Consider the following 13,144-nt stretch of genomic DNA (forward strand, 5'->3'; position numbering starts at 1 on the left):
CAGGTCCCACCGGACCGGTGGCCTGGCGGGACCTTTCCGTGCCGGTCCTGGCCGTTGCGTGATTCCGTCTCGCCGGGAGCCGGCGGCCTGCCGGTCGGCTAACGCACCGGGCGGAGGCCGCCGTGCCGGAGGCCGTAGGCGCCCGGCACGGCGCAGGCGCCTGCGGCGCACGCGGTGAGCCACTCGTCGAAGTCGGCGTCGTAGCGGGTGCCGATGCCGGGATCGTAGACAGCGTGGCCGCCCGGGTAGTCACCGACTCGGAAATGGCCGAGCATGCGTTGGATGTCCGCGGGGTGTTTCTCCATCATGTAGCGGACCGCGAGGTAGCCCCAGGGGTAGGTGCGGGTCAGGTCGCTGTTGGCGTAGGTGTTCTGGAACAGGGTGCTCAGTGTGTAGGTGTGCTTGCCCGCCTCGGTGACCGCCTGGTCGTCGGTGATGCCGCGGTAGCCGTAGGAGATGTATTCGGCCAGGCCCTCGATCCACCAGACGTCGGGGACGGAGGTCTGCTGGGTGAAATCGCCCTTCATGTCGTCGCGGGCGTCGAGGTAGTGCGTGTACTCGTGGTTGAGGTTCCAGATCCGGGCCACGAAGCCGTCGTCGTAGTCCTTCTGGTACATGATCGAAATCGGCTGGTTGCCGGGGTCTGCCGGATTTCCCACCAGGGTGATGCCGCCGTTGTCCGTGCTGACGCCGAACATCGCCCCGGCGTAGGTCTGGTAGTCGGCCCGGCTGGCGAACACCACGAGCTGGATGGTGGAAACGTGTTGGCCGGGTATCGGGCCCTGGTCCTTGACCAGGGCGTGGAAGTACGGGTCCTGGGCCAGCACGCCGGCGCATGTCGCGTCGAGGTCGGCAGCCGTCAGTGCCTGCGCCCGGAGGGTGTGCGTCGCGTCGCAGGCGTGGGTGATCGGCAGTGCCGCCCTCGCCAACTGGCCGGCCAGGTCGCAGACGCCGTAGTACGAGCAGCCGGCCCTGTCGTAGGAGTCCAGCTGGGTGGCGACCGCGACCCACAACTGGGCCGTGGGGCCGGTGATCTTCGAGGCCTGCAACAGGCTCTTGACCAGCGGGCGGACCCTGGTCCGCAGTGCGGGGTGCTCGACGTAGCGGGCGAGGTTCATTCCGGCATTGGAGTCCAGGTAAGCCCGATCGGTCCCCAGTTGGTCCACGTGGTGGAGTGCGAACGCGTTGAGGGTGCCGATGATGCCCGGATGGGCCGTGACCGCACTGACGTAGGCGGTGTTCCAGTTGCCGCGCCACAGGGGTGTGTAGACGTCGTTGACGGCCGCCACCATGCTGGTGACGGCGTCGTAGGAGCTGTTGTACCCGTCCAGCACCCGCCGGTAGACGTTCAGGTAACGGTCCTGCAGATCCGCGCTGTCGGTGAGGATGATGACGTCACCCAGGATGTCGCCGTTGGCGGAGGTGACGTCCTTTGAATGCGGGCGGGCGAAGAACGCGTCCAGGCCGCGGGCCGTGGCCGCGGTCAGGGCCGCGTCGTAGGGGCCGACGTCTGACGGGTTGTAGAACTGCACGTAGTAGCCCGCGCGCAGGAAGAGCACGAGTTGCCATACGTGAGCCGCGTTGCCGCCGCCGTACGTCTTGGCCGCGCTCGTGAAGGCCCGCGCGATGGTGGCCATCCGGGCTTCGCGGAAGATGCTGTGAGCATCCGTACCGGTGACGGCGAACAGGCTGTTGACACAGTCGATGCTCGAGGCCTTGACGAACGCGACCAGTGCCGAGCCGGTCCGGCTGCCGAAGTCGGCCGGATTGCAGGAGGCCGGCCTTGGTGCGGCCTCCTGCCCGGCCGTGGCAGCCGGGTCATGCGGAGGCGTCGCCGGCTTGAGGGGCGGGAGTTGGGCGGGAGCCACCCGTCGGCCATGGACGGCCCGTTCGGAGGGCCCGATGGTCGAACCGGTCGGTGGCACGGGCGGAACCATGTTCCGGACTTCGGTGACGCCGCCGGTGTCGGCCGCCCGCGGGGGCGCGGCAAGCGCCGGCGTCGCCAGGACGCCGGCCGTTGTGACACAGGCGGCGAGAGCGCCTGCCAGGCGTCTGGGCAGGGGGAAGCGGTAGCGCATCTGGACCCCTTCACGGATAGATGCGCCTCGAAGGCGGTGATGAGGCGTGAGAGGCACCGTCTCAGGACCCGTCCCCGCCGGCAATGGCGTGTGACATAGCACATTGCACTGCTGGGCCATAACATCCGGGCCGCGCCATGCGGTTCGGTACGCCCTCCGGCCGGAGGGCGTACCGGCAGGCGGTCGCGACCCGACCGGTGCGGCCCGGACCCGTCCCCTACGGCCCGGCCACGCTCCACGTTCGCGAACCCCATGCCCTCAAGTGCGATGCCTGCGCGATGAGTTCGCGGTACGCGGCAGCAGCGCAGACGAACAGCGTCTCCGCCATCTCGTCCGGAACCCGGTCGTGCCGCCAGGCCAGCACGTAGCGGCACCACAGCGGTGTGCCGATCAGAGGTTTGATCAACACGTCCGGGGTCGGCCGGAGCGTCGCCTGCACCAAGGACACCCCGAGGCCGTCGGCGATCATGTTCTGCAACTGCAGTTGGTCGCCGAGGAATTCGTGCACGGCAACCGGCGAGAAGCCGACCGCCTCGCATGCCGCGTAGAAGACTCCCGGCCAGCCGGCCCCGTCGTCAGGTGTCACGAACCAGGCGTCTTCGGCCAGATCGGCGAGCGCCACCTGGGGACGGCGCCTGAGCCGGTGCCGAGCCGGCAGGGCCACGAACGTCGGCTCGGTGACGATCCCGCGATGGGCCACCGCGGCGGAATGGCGTAATTCCATTCCGGGATAGTCCGCGGCGATCGCGGCGTCCACCTCGCCCCGCTCCAGGAGTTCGACGATCCGGGAGGACGCGTACACGCTGCTCACCGTCAGCGACACATCCGGCAGCCGACCTCGGACCCGGACCACCATGCCCGACAGAACCGGCGAGTTGGTCGCGGCAACACGCAGGATGCGACGCGTTCGCGCGGCGCCCCCCGCCGGACGGCGCCCGATCGCCTCCGCTCGTGCGAGGACGTCCCGCGCCTGGGCCACGACCTCCGATCCGTATCGCGTCAGCCTCACGCCGGACACCCCGCGCTCGAACAGCGGGGCGCCAAAGAAGCGTTCGATCCGCTGGAGCTGGGTGCTCACAGCCGGTTGGGAGTACCCCAGCTCCGACGCGGCCCGGCCCACGCTCCCCGCGTCGGCGATCGCACACAGCACGCGCAGATGCCGAAGCTCCAACTCCATCCGCCCTCTCCCCGTCCGCATCACCTGGCCGCCCAGCCACACGACGGTGACGACCATGCCGCCCTCCGGACGCACCGGCGGAGGGGAAGCGTTCCATCGCACCCTCCCACCCACAAGACACGGGTGCGTCGCCGTTCGGTACGGGAGCGGCCACGCGACCGCCAGCGCTACTCCCGGCCGCCCGCAGGGGCATTGGGTGCGGCGGGAATCCGGCGCCACGGTTCCGTCGCGGCGGGAATCCGGCGCCACGGTTCCGTCGCATGTTCCGGCCGAGGAAGCTCAGCCGCACCTGACGGTTCGGGTTGTCCTTGCCGGTGTCCGCCGGACTCCGGCAAGGACAACCCCGCCATGAGCACGCCGCGCGTAGGCGCCCCCTCTGTGGTGGGTGCGGGATTGAACCGCCGGTGACATCGCTGCCACCGGTTGCCGAGATCGACGGTGTCGTGGCTGGATCGGGGCCGAAGACCGTCGACACACGCGCTTCAATGCCTCAGCGGCAGTCGAGCAGGCCCGCGTTGCGCTTGGCGTCGAGTATCCGACGCACGCTGTCGTTGACCTTGGCCCGGAACGAAGCGTCCTGCCGCATCCGGGTCTGGATGGCCTGTGTCATCGCGGGTATGGTGCTCGGCCGCACCGTGAGGATCATGTCTCCGCCCGCCGCGATGAAGTTCACGGCCCGCTGGGCAGGGCTGAAGGACCGTACCGCGACCGCGTTCCCGAGGTCGTCCGAGATGACCACGCCCTTGAAGCCGAGTTGGCTGCGCAGCAGGTGATCGATGACCGTCGGTGAGAAGGCAGCCAGGTGCTTGGGGTCGATCCTGGTGTAGGTGGCCGACGAGACCATGACGAAAGGTGACCCGGCCCGGATCCCGGCCCGGAACGGCGTGAGACTGGAACTGCCGGCGGTCGTCACCGGGTCCACGACGTCGGCGGTGGTGTCGGTGTTGCCGATCACCTGGCCCAGCCCGGGAAAGTGCTTGAGCGTGGTCATCACGCCCGACTGTGCGAAGCCGGCGGCGAAGGCGCCGGTGTGGGAGGTCACGGTGTCCGCGGTATGGCCGTACTCCCTCTCAAAGGAGCCGATGGGGATGTTGCGGGTGCCCAGAGCGGCCGGGACCACGTCGGCGACCGGTGCCAGGTTCAGGTTCACCCCGGCAGCCTTGAGCTGCTTGGCCCATCCGGCGGCCTGGGCGCGCAGCGTCGCGGTCGGCCGGCTGCCCTGGGCCAGGCCGCTGGGCATGGCCGAGAAGCCGGGGCCGTTGAGCACCTGCACCCGGCCGCCCTCCTGGTCGGTCGCGACCAGGAGTCCGACCCGCCGGCCAGCGACCCGGTCCGCTTGGCCCCGGAAACCGTCGACGAGCTTTCTGGTCGCCGTCGTACCGGCGGTGCTGCGGCCGGTCAGCATGACGGACCCGACATGGTTGTCGCGCAGAGTGCGCAGCTGGGCCTGGTCGGGGTGGGCCGCGGCGATTCCCCCCATGAAGAGCTGTCCGACCCGTTGAGCAGTGGTCATGCCGGACAGGTATCGGTCGGCGCAGGTGGCGGCAGGCGCCGACGGGGCGGTACTCGCGGTGGCCGGGGCAGCAGCAGCGCTGGTGCGGCCGGGCAGTGCTCCGGCGGTACCCGGGACCCGTGTGCCTTGGCCGGCAGCGAGGGAACGCGGGGAGTCGGCTATTGCCCCGGGTGTGACCGATGCACCGCAGCCTGTGACGGCGAGCGCCAGAGCGACCAGCGGGATTCTGGTGCGCAGGGCTGTGCAGCGGCGGCTCCTGGGCTGCTGCCGGACGCGTATAGTCATGCTCCTTCTCCCGGCCTGGACGAGCCGGGGCCACCGCGCGCTGCGCAGCCGCTTCCGTCACGGTGAGCCCGGCTTGCTGCGTCCATCACACCGTACGTTATTGGGCATTTGTTCGCCCCTTGGCGGGTGCGGGGGATCTACGGCGGACCGGTGTGGCGACGCGGCAGCGCGTGGCACCTTGGCGGAAGAGGAATCCTGTGCCGCTCATCAGGCTGCGCCGTCCATGTGTCGCCGCGGACATGTGACCTGCGGCGGTGGGTGTGTCCCCTCGGGATCTCGTGACTTCCGGCGAGACCGGCCTTCCGGTGAGCCGGCTGTACTCGGCCAGGAGGTTGGTGACATGCCTGGCGACGGTTGTTGATCACGGAGGGACCTCCGGGCGTGGTGGAGACAGCCGTCGGCCGGGCACCGCCGGCGTGATCGTCGGCGGCGGCAACTCCGGCGCCCAGATCGCCGCTGGCCTCGACCACGACGCCCAGCTGAGGTGGGTCACCCGGCGCCCACCCCGCTATCCGACCGACGACATCGACGGCCGCGTCCTGTTCGACGCCGCCACCGCCCGTCGCCGCGCCCTCGAGGGCCGGACGGACACGGGCGGCGTGGCCTCGCTCGGGGACATCGTCGCCGTACCGCCTGGGCGCGAGGCCCACGATCGCGGCCTGCTCAAGACGGTCCCGATGTTCACCCGCCTCATCCCCGGAGGCGTCGAGTGGGCGGACGGCACCCGGGCCGAGGCCGACGTGATCATCTGGTGCACGGGCTTCCGCCCCGCGCGCTTCCACCTGGCCCAGCTCCAACTCCGTGGCTGACGCGGCCGCATCGCCACGACGGGCACCCGCGCAGTCGACGAGCCGCGCCCGCACCTGTTTGGCTACGGAGTCCGGACCGGCCCCGCCTCCGCGGCCCTGATCGGCGTCGGTCGCCCCGCCCGCGAGGCGGCTCGGGAGATCGCCGCACTCCTCACGGCAGAGAGAACGTAGACCACAGCCGCAGAATCGCGCCTTCCTCCAGCACCCCGGCAGATGCGACTGCGTGAAGACTGCGGGCATGACCACCACCCCCGCCTCCGACCGCTCCCCGGCGCCCTCGAAGAGGCAGTGGCCGGCACCAGGGGTGCGATCGGCTCCGCCAGCTTCCTGGCGGACGTCGGTCATGAGATCCCCACCGCGCTGCCGGCCTCCCTACTGACCTCGACACTCGGGGCACCGGCCGCCGCGCTGGGAGCGATCGAGGGCGTCTCCGATGCGCTCGCTGCACGATCTCGCCGTACAGCGGCTCGTGATGCCAGATGTCGTTCTCACCGATGAAGATCGTCACTCGCAGGGCACTGCCCGGCAGCCTTGTCACCGCTGCCTCCACATCCCCGGGCGGCGCGTCACCGTCGCCGCAAGCCGTACCGCCGCCGGCGCCGCGCACGGCGTCGCGGAACGGCGAGCGAACGGGCGCCGGTGCAACGGTGCAACGGTGCCTCACGATGCCCTGGCGGAGTTGAGACAGGCCGGCGGCGGGGGAGGGAGAGGCGGCCGAGGTGCGCTCAGTTGCCGGCCTTACGGATCCTCACGCTCCCAATCCGGGCGGTACAGGGAACCCCTGTGGCAACACAGAGGAAACCCTTTGTTTTTACTGTGAGTTGAATGTCCTCCGTAAATTCTCGGTTGCTTCGCGCCACGCAGGCTCCTTCTCTCTTGTTGCATGACATGTCCAGTGCAAGCATCCCGGATTGCGAACACGCGCTCCATCGGCGTGAACGTCCTTCTTCTCCCCACATGCCGGGTGATCTCCGGCTGGCCGAAAGGATGTTCCGTGCCCCGATCCAGACGCCGACGCGGCCGGATGGCCGCGCTCACCGCGATCCTGACCTCAATCCCCGCTCTCCGGCTCTCCGCTCCGGCAGCCCAGGCGCCTACACGGGTGACGCGACCTGTACCCGCCATGACGACGTGACCCCGTCCTGACAGGCACATCGTCCCTGGGGCGGGCCGCCGGACGGCCCGCCCGACTCCAACGCCCTCGCGCGAGGGCATGCACCCCCCATCGACGACAAGGGGTCTCCTCATGTCGCGCACCGCTGTCCGTAGATCCGTGGCGACCGCCACCACCGCCCTGCTGTCATTAGGCGGTCTGCTCCTCGCGTCCCACCCGGCCCTGGCCGACGTCTCCAACGGCGGCTTCGAGTCCGGCAGCTTGACCGGCTGGACCAGCACAGGTACGACGTCCGTGGTCAACTCCGGTGCCCACAGCGGGACGTACGCCGCGCGCGTCGGCGGCACCTCGCCAACCAACGGCGACTCCTCCATCGCCCAGACCTTCACCGCGCCGACCGGCGCCAATCAGCTGTCCTTCTGGTACAGCGTGACCTGCCCCGACACGGTGACGTACGACTGGGCCACGTCCACCCTCGCCGACACCACGGCCGGCACGACGACGACCGTGCTGGCCAAGACCTGCACCAACGGCCAAGGCTGGAAGCAGGTCACCTCGGCGGTCACCGCAGGCCACAGCTACAAGCTCACGCTCGTCAGCCACGACGACAACTACGCGGGCGACGCGACGTACACGCTGTACGACGACGTCGCCTTCACCACCGGCACGCCGCCGCCCGAACTGACCCAGGTCAGCACGGACCCGTTCACCAACACCTCTGGTCAGCACGCCACCGAGTTGGAACCGGACACCTTCGTGTACGGCACCACGATCGTCGCCTCCTCGCAGGTCGGCCGGTTCACCGACGGCGGTGCCTCCGACATCGGCTGGAACACCTCCACCGACGGCGGCACCACCTGGCAGCACGGCATGCTCCCCGGCATCACCACCTACCAGGGCGGCACCTGGGCCCGCGTCTCCGATCCGGCCGTGGCCTACGACGCCAAGCACGGCACCTGGATGGTCGCCGGGCTGGTTATCGACTCGAACGTCAACGGCGCCGGCGTCAGCGTCAGCCGGTCCACGAACGGCACGAGCTGGCAGAACCCCGTGATCGCGGTCGGCAACGACGGTCGAGGCTATGACAAGGAATGGATCGTCTGCGACAACTCCGCCACCAGCCCCTACTACGGCACCTGCCATGTCGAGGTCGATGTCACGTCCTCGGGCAATGCGGTGGTGATGAGCCGGTCGACCGACGGCGGCGCCACCTGGTCGGCGCCGGTCGCACCGTCCGGAGGCCCGAGCGGCCTGGGCGGACAGCCCCTCGTCCAGCCCAACGGCACGGTCGTGGTCCCCTACTCCGCCAACGGCAGCTCCGTGCGCGCCTTCAACTCGACCAACGGCGGCTCCAGCTGGTCCTCCAGCACGTTGATCGCCAACGTCTCCAGCCACAGCGTGGCCGGCAACCTGCGCGACGGTGAGGGCCTGCCGTCCGCCGAGATCGACGGCTCCGGCAAGATCTACGTCGCCTGGCAGGACTGCCGTTTCCGCTCCGGTTGCCCGGCCAACGACATCGTGTACTCGACGTCCACGAACGGCACGAGCTGGTCAGCCGTGACCCGGGTTCCCATCGACGCCACCACCAGCGGCGTCGACCACTTCATCCCCGGCATCGGCATCGACCCCACCACCTCAGGCGCGGCGGCGAAGATCGGCCTCTACTACTACTTCTACCCGAACGCCGACTGCACCACGTCCACCTGCCAGCTGGAGGTCGGCTACACCTCCTCCGTCAACGGCGGCAGCACCTGGAGCAGCCCGGCCGCCGTAGCCGGCCCCATGTCCTTGTCCCAGGTCGCCGACAGCACGCAGGGCAGCATGGTCGGCGACTACATCTCCACCTCCGTCATGAGCGGTAAGGCGGTCTCCGTCTTCGCCGTCGGCAAGGCCCCGGCAGGCGTGCAGGCCTTCGACGAGGCCCTCTACACCGCCGGCCCGCTCACCGTCACCGGTGGCAGCACCGCCTCCACGACCCGGGGCGCCGCCACCGTCAGCACACCGCACACCACCAAGCCGCTACCGACAAGGCACTGACCCAGGACCGCACAGGGTGCGCTCCGGCGGGCAACTCCGGAGCGCACCATCCCTATGCGCGCAACCGGGCGCCGGCCCAGGACGTCACAGTGGCGTGCGACGGCATAAGGGGGCAGTTGTGGTGCTCGAGCAACGTAGACGCAGGTCGGGGCATGGACGGCCGTGGTCCGGAGCGGCCCTGGTTGCCGTCGCCTGCCTTCTGACCGCCTGTGGAGCCAGCGGCGGCAGCTCGCAGTCGGCCTCGACACCGCCGCGCCCTTCCGCCGATCCGAACACCGCGACGCCGTCGGACAGCACTACCGGCACGGCTGGGTTTCCGGCTTCGCCGTCCACATCGCCGCCGGCAACAGCACCGCCCCGGACACCGTCACCTGGGGCCCGCAGAGCGCGTCCCTCTTTGTGCTCCGGGTGAGTGTGGCGGCGTATCCGGCGCAGTGAACCCAAACGGCAGACGGCCGGTGCCCCCCCCCCCCCCCGGGAGCGGGGGTTCGCACCGGCCGTCGTCGTACGGCGGGACGTACGGGTCGTGATCAGTCCTTACGGCCCTTGAGGCGCCGTACGTCGAAGGACCAGATGCCACGTCCGTGAGTGGCGGCGTACAGCTCACCGTCGGGGCCGACGCGGAGCTGCATCACGGCCGTGGTGGGCAGGTTGTGCCCCAGGACCAGCCACTGGTTGGCTCCGGCGGGCCGGTAGAACGTGGCCAGGTCGGTACCGAGGGCGAGACCGCCGTTCGCGAGGAGCTTGACCGTGTCGGCGGGGACGTCGGGCAGGTTGGCCGAGATGTCCTTCCAGCTCGCACCGCCGTCCCTGGACTCGAAGACATGACCGACGCCCGCGCCCGGGCCCTCGGTGAAGCGGCGGGAGAAGCCGTTGATCGCCACGTAGACGTGCTGGGCGTTGACCGGGTCGATCTCGAAGCCGGAGATGTAGCGGTTGGGGATGGTGCCGTCGACGGGAAGGTTGAGCTGGTGCCATCCGGTGCCGTCGGCGTTGCCGGCCGCGATGCCACGGGTGAAGCCCTGGTTGTTGCAGGGGCCGCACCAGCCGGCGTAGACCGTGCCGCCGGAGGACGCCACGGCCGTGGCCACGTGACCCTCACCGAGGTCGTAGGCGTTCGTCCACTCCTTGCCGGACCGGATCGCGAAGCCCTTGGTGTTCACCCACACGTGCCGGCCGCCTGCCACCCAGGTGTTGGTGTCCTTGGCGTCGGCGGCGATCGGCGCGATGAAGCGGGCGCCCGCGCCGCCCTGGTCCTTGTCCGGCGGGGCGACCTCGTACTCGGTGGCCTTCGTCGGGTCGGTCGCCCAGGAACCGTCATTCACACCGCAGTTCTGCGTCACCCACATGTCGAGGTAGACATACTCGGCGGCGATGTTGCAGCCGTTGGCCGGGTCGGTGATGGTGTCACCGCCGTCACCGCCGAAGTTCGAGCCCATGACCTTGTCGCGGCCGCGCAGGATCGACTGGCCATTGTCCTGCAGACCGCCGGTCACCGAGACCCCGCCGTAGGTGAGGTCCTTACCGACGCCCACGGAGTAGTACTGCAGGGTGTCCAGGGTGCCGTCGTTGAGGGACTGCCAGTCCTTGGCGTGACCGCCGGAGTCGACCGCGCCGTTCAGCGGGCGCCGGTAGATGCCGCCGTCGTTGCCGACGTACGCCCACGTCCTGCCCTTGTAGCTGCCGATCGCGACCGCGTGCTGGTCGGAGTGGACGGTGGGTGAGCAGTCGCCGGTCTGCTTGGCCGGGTCGATGCTCCAGCAGGGGAAGGGGAAGTTCCAGTACGGGCCCGGGGTCGTCCAGGTGGAGCCGCCGTTCTTGGTCTCGAAGACCTCTTCCAGGCCGAGGTAGACGTGTTCGGCGTTGGCCGGGTCGACCTGGAGGAACTGGTTGTACCAGGACTGGATGCCGGGCATGTAGCCCGCGCTCTGCAAGGCGGACCCGGATGCCTTCAGCTTGGTGTAGTCCGCGATCTGAGTCCACGGTCCGAAGGGCGAGCCGTTCTTGGACACGTACACGCCCTTGAGCCCGCTGTCGGGGTTGGCGGTCATCTGCGCCGGCGACTGGTCGACGGCGTACAGGCGCGAGCCGTCGGCCGCGGCCGCGAACGTCATGTTGCCGACGTCGTCACTGCTGGTAGGCAGGTCGCCGAGTCCGCTGACCGGCTTCCAGCTGCCGTCGTCCTGCCTGGCATAGAGCCCGTTGTAGGTGTCGCCGCCACGCCAGCCGACCGCGAGCAGGACCTTGGAGGGGTCCTTTGGATCCACGGCGATGTCGTTGGCGATGTTCTTGTACGGCGCGCTCGGGTCGTCCGCCTTCGAACCTCCTGGCAGATAGTCCGGGTTGGGGGCGAACTCCTGCTTCCACGGCCCGGACAGGGTCGTGGTGGAGTGCGACCAGACGCCGGTGCTGGTGGCCGCCCACACCTTGGTGCCGGCGAAGCGCAGGGCGTGGATGACGGTGGACTCCAGTTCGGCGCCACCCACCCGGTCGCCGGGCTGGAACTGCCCGTGGCGTGGGTCCTTCAGGACGTAGACGCCCGTGCCGACGAAGGATGTCGCCCCGGTGTTGGACTCGCCCGTGGCGTACCAGAGGCGGTCCTTGCCGTCGAGGGCGAGGGCGCCCGTCGACAGGGACGGGAGCCTGTCGGAGATCGGCTTCCAGTGGCCGCCGCCGGTCGTGGAGCGGAAGACGCCGCCGTTGGCGCCGCCCGCGTACACATGGCCTTGGTCGTCGGCGGCTATGCCGGTGATCCGACCGGTCACGTCGCCCGCGCCGCCGCTGGAGTTGGAGTTCACATCGCGATAGCGGGGGTCGTCGCCGTTGTACGCCTTCCTGGTGACATGGTCCCAGCCGCCGCTCGTGTGCTTCATCGACTGGAGCTGCTGCCAGGCCGCGCCGTAGGCGCCGGGCGCGACCACGCCGGGCGCGGTGCGGGCCTCGGTGAACTGGGCGGTCGCCTCGGCGGAGTTCTCCGCCTCGTCGGCGCCGTCGTCGTCGCCTCCAGCGGCGAACGCGGACATGTCGTGGCCTGCGTGCACCGCCTTGATGTGCTGGCGGCCCATCGCGGCCTGGTGGCGCGCCTGCCAGGGCCGGGGTCTGGTGTCGTTCGACGCTGCGAACGACTGGGTGGTTACCAGTCCGAACGCGGCTGCTACGACGGTGCAGGTTATGAACCGTCGCTGGTGCTTCGGGGGCAACATGCCCTCTCCTCCCTGCACCGGGCATATGGGGGTGTCCCGGCGCAGAGGGATCTTGGCGTGACCACAACAGTCACACAAAGGGCTCAGAGGAAAAATGGGGGGGTGTTTACCTCGCGCCCCACAGGAACCCGAAGTCGCGCTCCCCACAGCGCCTTTGGGTCAGGGCCTTCGACCACCGGACGAGCCGGTGCGGCCGGGATCCCAGGAGTCCCTTCACGCGCGGTGCGACCGTGGCCGCAGCAGCGGGTCCACAGTCCGTGCCGGTGGGGAACAGCCCGCTGCAGGCGTCCGTGAAGTCCTGCGGCGCATTGGCATTGGCCTCGACTTCGGGGACGGACCTGTCCTTGGTGACGGTGACCGGCTTGCTCCACGTGCGGCCCTGGTCGGTCGACTTCACGACGGCGAAGTGCAGATCGGTGGGCATGAAGGCGCCGGTCGCATAGTCGATGTCGTACGTCTGCCAGTCGAAGACGTCGTAGAGGGTGTCGGTGCGCGGGTCGACGACGATGACGTTGCCGTTGGTCTGCGAGTGCGGGACGACCGAGGTGTCCACGATGTCTGGGCCAACACCTCGCCTGGGACGCGCGGATGCAGCGACGCCGCGATCACCTGACGCTCGTGCCCCCGCACGCCGAACGGCGCCATCATCCCGCGCCGGGTGGATCAGCGGCAGACGTCCGCCGAATTCGCCAACGGCGTCCTCGGCGGGACGCCATCCGCTGTCGCCCATCGCGTCGGACAGCTTGCCGATCGCGGCGCACCTCTTCCCGGTTTCCCGGTCGCGGAGGGTCTCTGTGGCCGAGTGGCCCGTGCCGCCAGGGGGTCTCGCGCGGCTCCGGCGGCAGTGACCAGGCAGCCTCTTGGCTGACGGCAGGTCAGGTAAGACCTGCGGAACCGCCCTGAGGGCCCCCGTTTCAGCGGTGTGTGC

Annotated in this window: 7 protein-coding genes and 2 pseudogenes; 3 read left to right on the plus strand and 6 right to left on the minus strand. The window is 69.7% G+C overall.

Annotated features, from left to right (window positions below; translation table 11 throughout):
- Positions 1 to 98: 98 nt before the first annotated feature.
- The 3 genes from ACH4UM_RS19510 to ACH4UM_RS19520 all read right to left on the minus strand — a co-directional run bounded on the left by ACH4UM_RS19510 (position 99) and on the right by ACH4UM_RS19520 (position 4,768).
- Positions 99 to 2,078, minus strand: coding sequence for a collagenase (locus tag ACH4UM_RS19510; protein ID WP_398180484.1), 1,980 nt, complete (start codon positions 2,076 to 2,078; stop codon positions 99 to 101).
- A 217-nt stretch (positions 2,079 to 2,295) separates the two neighbouring features.
- Positions 2,296 to 3,255 carry a LysR family transcriptional regulator gene (locus ACH4UM_RS19515; RefSeq protein ID WP_398180619.1) on the minus strand — a complete coding sequence of 320 codons (960 nt, stop codon included), beginning with the start codon at positions 3,253 to 3,255 and terminating at the stop codon, positions 2,296 to 2,298.
- A 490-nt stretch (positions 3,256 to 3,745) separates the two neighbouring features.
- Positions 3,746 to 4,768 carry a glycoside hydrolase family 3 N-terminal domain-containing protein gene (locus ACH4UM_RS19520; RefSeq protein ID WP_398180487.1) on the minus strand — a complete coding sequence of 341 codons (1,023 nt, stop codon included), beginning with the start codon at positions 4,766 to 4,768 and terminating at the stop codon, positions 3,746 to 3,748.
- 689 nt (positions 4,769 to 5,457) lie between these two features.
- Here ACH4UM_RS19520 and ACH4UM_RS19525 point away from each other — a divergent pair.
- Positions 5,458 to 6,033: pseudogene (locus ACH4UM_RS19525) on the plus strand (pyridine nucleotide-disulfide oxidoreductase); the annotation flags it as partial.
- Between the two features lie 262 nt (positions 6,034 to 6,295).
- Here ACH4UM_RS19525 and ACH4UM_RS19530 read toward each other — a convergent pair.
- Positions 6,296 to 6,400: pseudogene (locus ACH4UM_RS19530) on the minus strand (DUF190 domain-containing protein); the annotation flags it as partial.
- A gap of 708 nt (positions 6,401 to 7,108) precedes the next feature.
- Here ACH4UM_RS19530 and ACH4UM_RS19535 point away from each other — a divergent pair.
- Both ACH4UM_RS19535 and ACH4UM_RS19540 read left to right on the plus strand, forming a co-directional pair.
- Complete coding sequence (locus ACH4UM_RS19535; protein ID WP_398180490.1) at positions 7,109 to 9,013, plus strand: exo-alpha-sialidase; 1,905 nt, start codon at positions 7,109 to 7,111, stop codon at positions 9,011 to 9,013.
- Positions 9,014 to 9,175: 162 nt separating this feature from the next.
- The gene (locus ACH4UM_RS19540; protein WP_398180493.1) at positions 9,176 to 9,451 is read left to right on the plus strand and encodes a hypothetical protein; all 276 of its coding nucleotides are present in this window, start codon (positions 9,176 to 9,178) and stop codon (positions 9,449 to 9,451) included.
- Positions 9,452 to 9,543: 92 nt separating this feature from the next.
- Here ACH4UM_RS19540 and ACH4UM_RS19545 read toward each other — a convergent pair whose 3' ends face one another.
- Together ACH4UM_RS19545 and ACH4UM_RS19550 are read right to left on the minus strand one after the other, a co-directional pair.
- Positions 9,544 to 12,216: a WD40/YVTN/BNR-like repeat-containing protein gene (locus ACH4UM_RS19545; protein WP_398180496.1), complete on the minus strand. Its 2,673-nt coding sequence runs from the start codon at positions 12,214 to 12,216 to the stop codon at positions 9,544 to 9,546.
- Positions 12,217 to 12,322: 106 nt separating this feature from the next.
- On the minus strand, positions 12,323 to 12,769 hold the full coding sequence (locus ACH4UM_RS19550; protein ID WP_398180498.1) for a hypothetical protein: 447 nt from the start codon (positions 12,767 to 12,769) through the stop codon (positions 12,323 to 12,325).
- Positions 12,770 to 13,144: the final 375 nt, after the last annotated feature.

It is taken from the genome of Streptomyces sp. NPDC020801, assembly GCF_044334385.1.
GTDB lineage: Bacteria > Actinomycetota > Actinomycetes > Streptomycetales > Streptomycetaceae > Streptomyces.

Excerpts from the sequence above, each read along its gene's own strand:
- ACH4UM_RS19510 (WP_398180484.1), bottom strand. The coding sequence starts at position 2,078 with ATGCGCTACCGCTTCCCCCTGCCCAGACGCCTGGCAGGCGCTCTCGCC.
- ACH4UM_RS19515 (WP_398180619.1), bottom strand. The coding sequence starts at position 3,255 with ATGGAGTTGGAGCTTCGGCATCTGCGCGTGCTGTGTGCGATCGCCGAC.
- ACH4UM_RS19520 (WP_398180487.1), bottom strand. The coding sequence starts at position 4,768 with ATGACCACTGCTCAACGGGTCGGACAGCTCTTCATGGGGGGAATCGCC.
- ACH4UM_RS19535 (WP_398180490.1), top strand. The coding sequence starts at position 7,109 with ATGTCGCGCACCGCTGTCCGTAGATCCGTGGCGACCGCCACCACCGCC.
- ACH4UM_RS19545 (WP_398180496.1), bottom strand. The coding sequence starts at position 12,216 with ATGTTGCCCCCGAAGCACCAGCGACGGTTCATAACCTGCACCGTCGTA.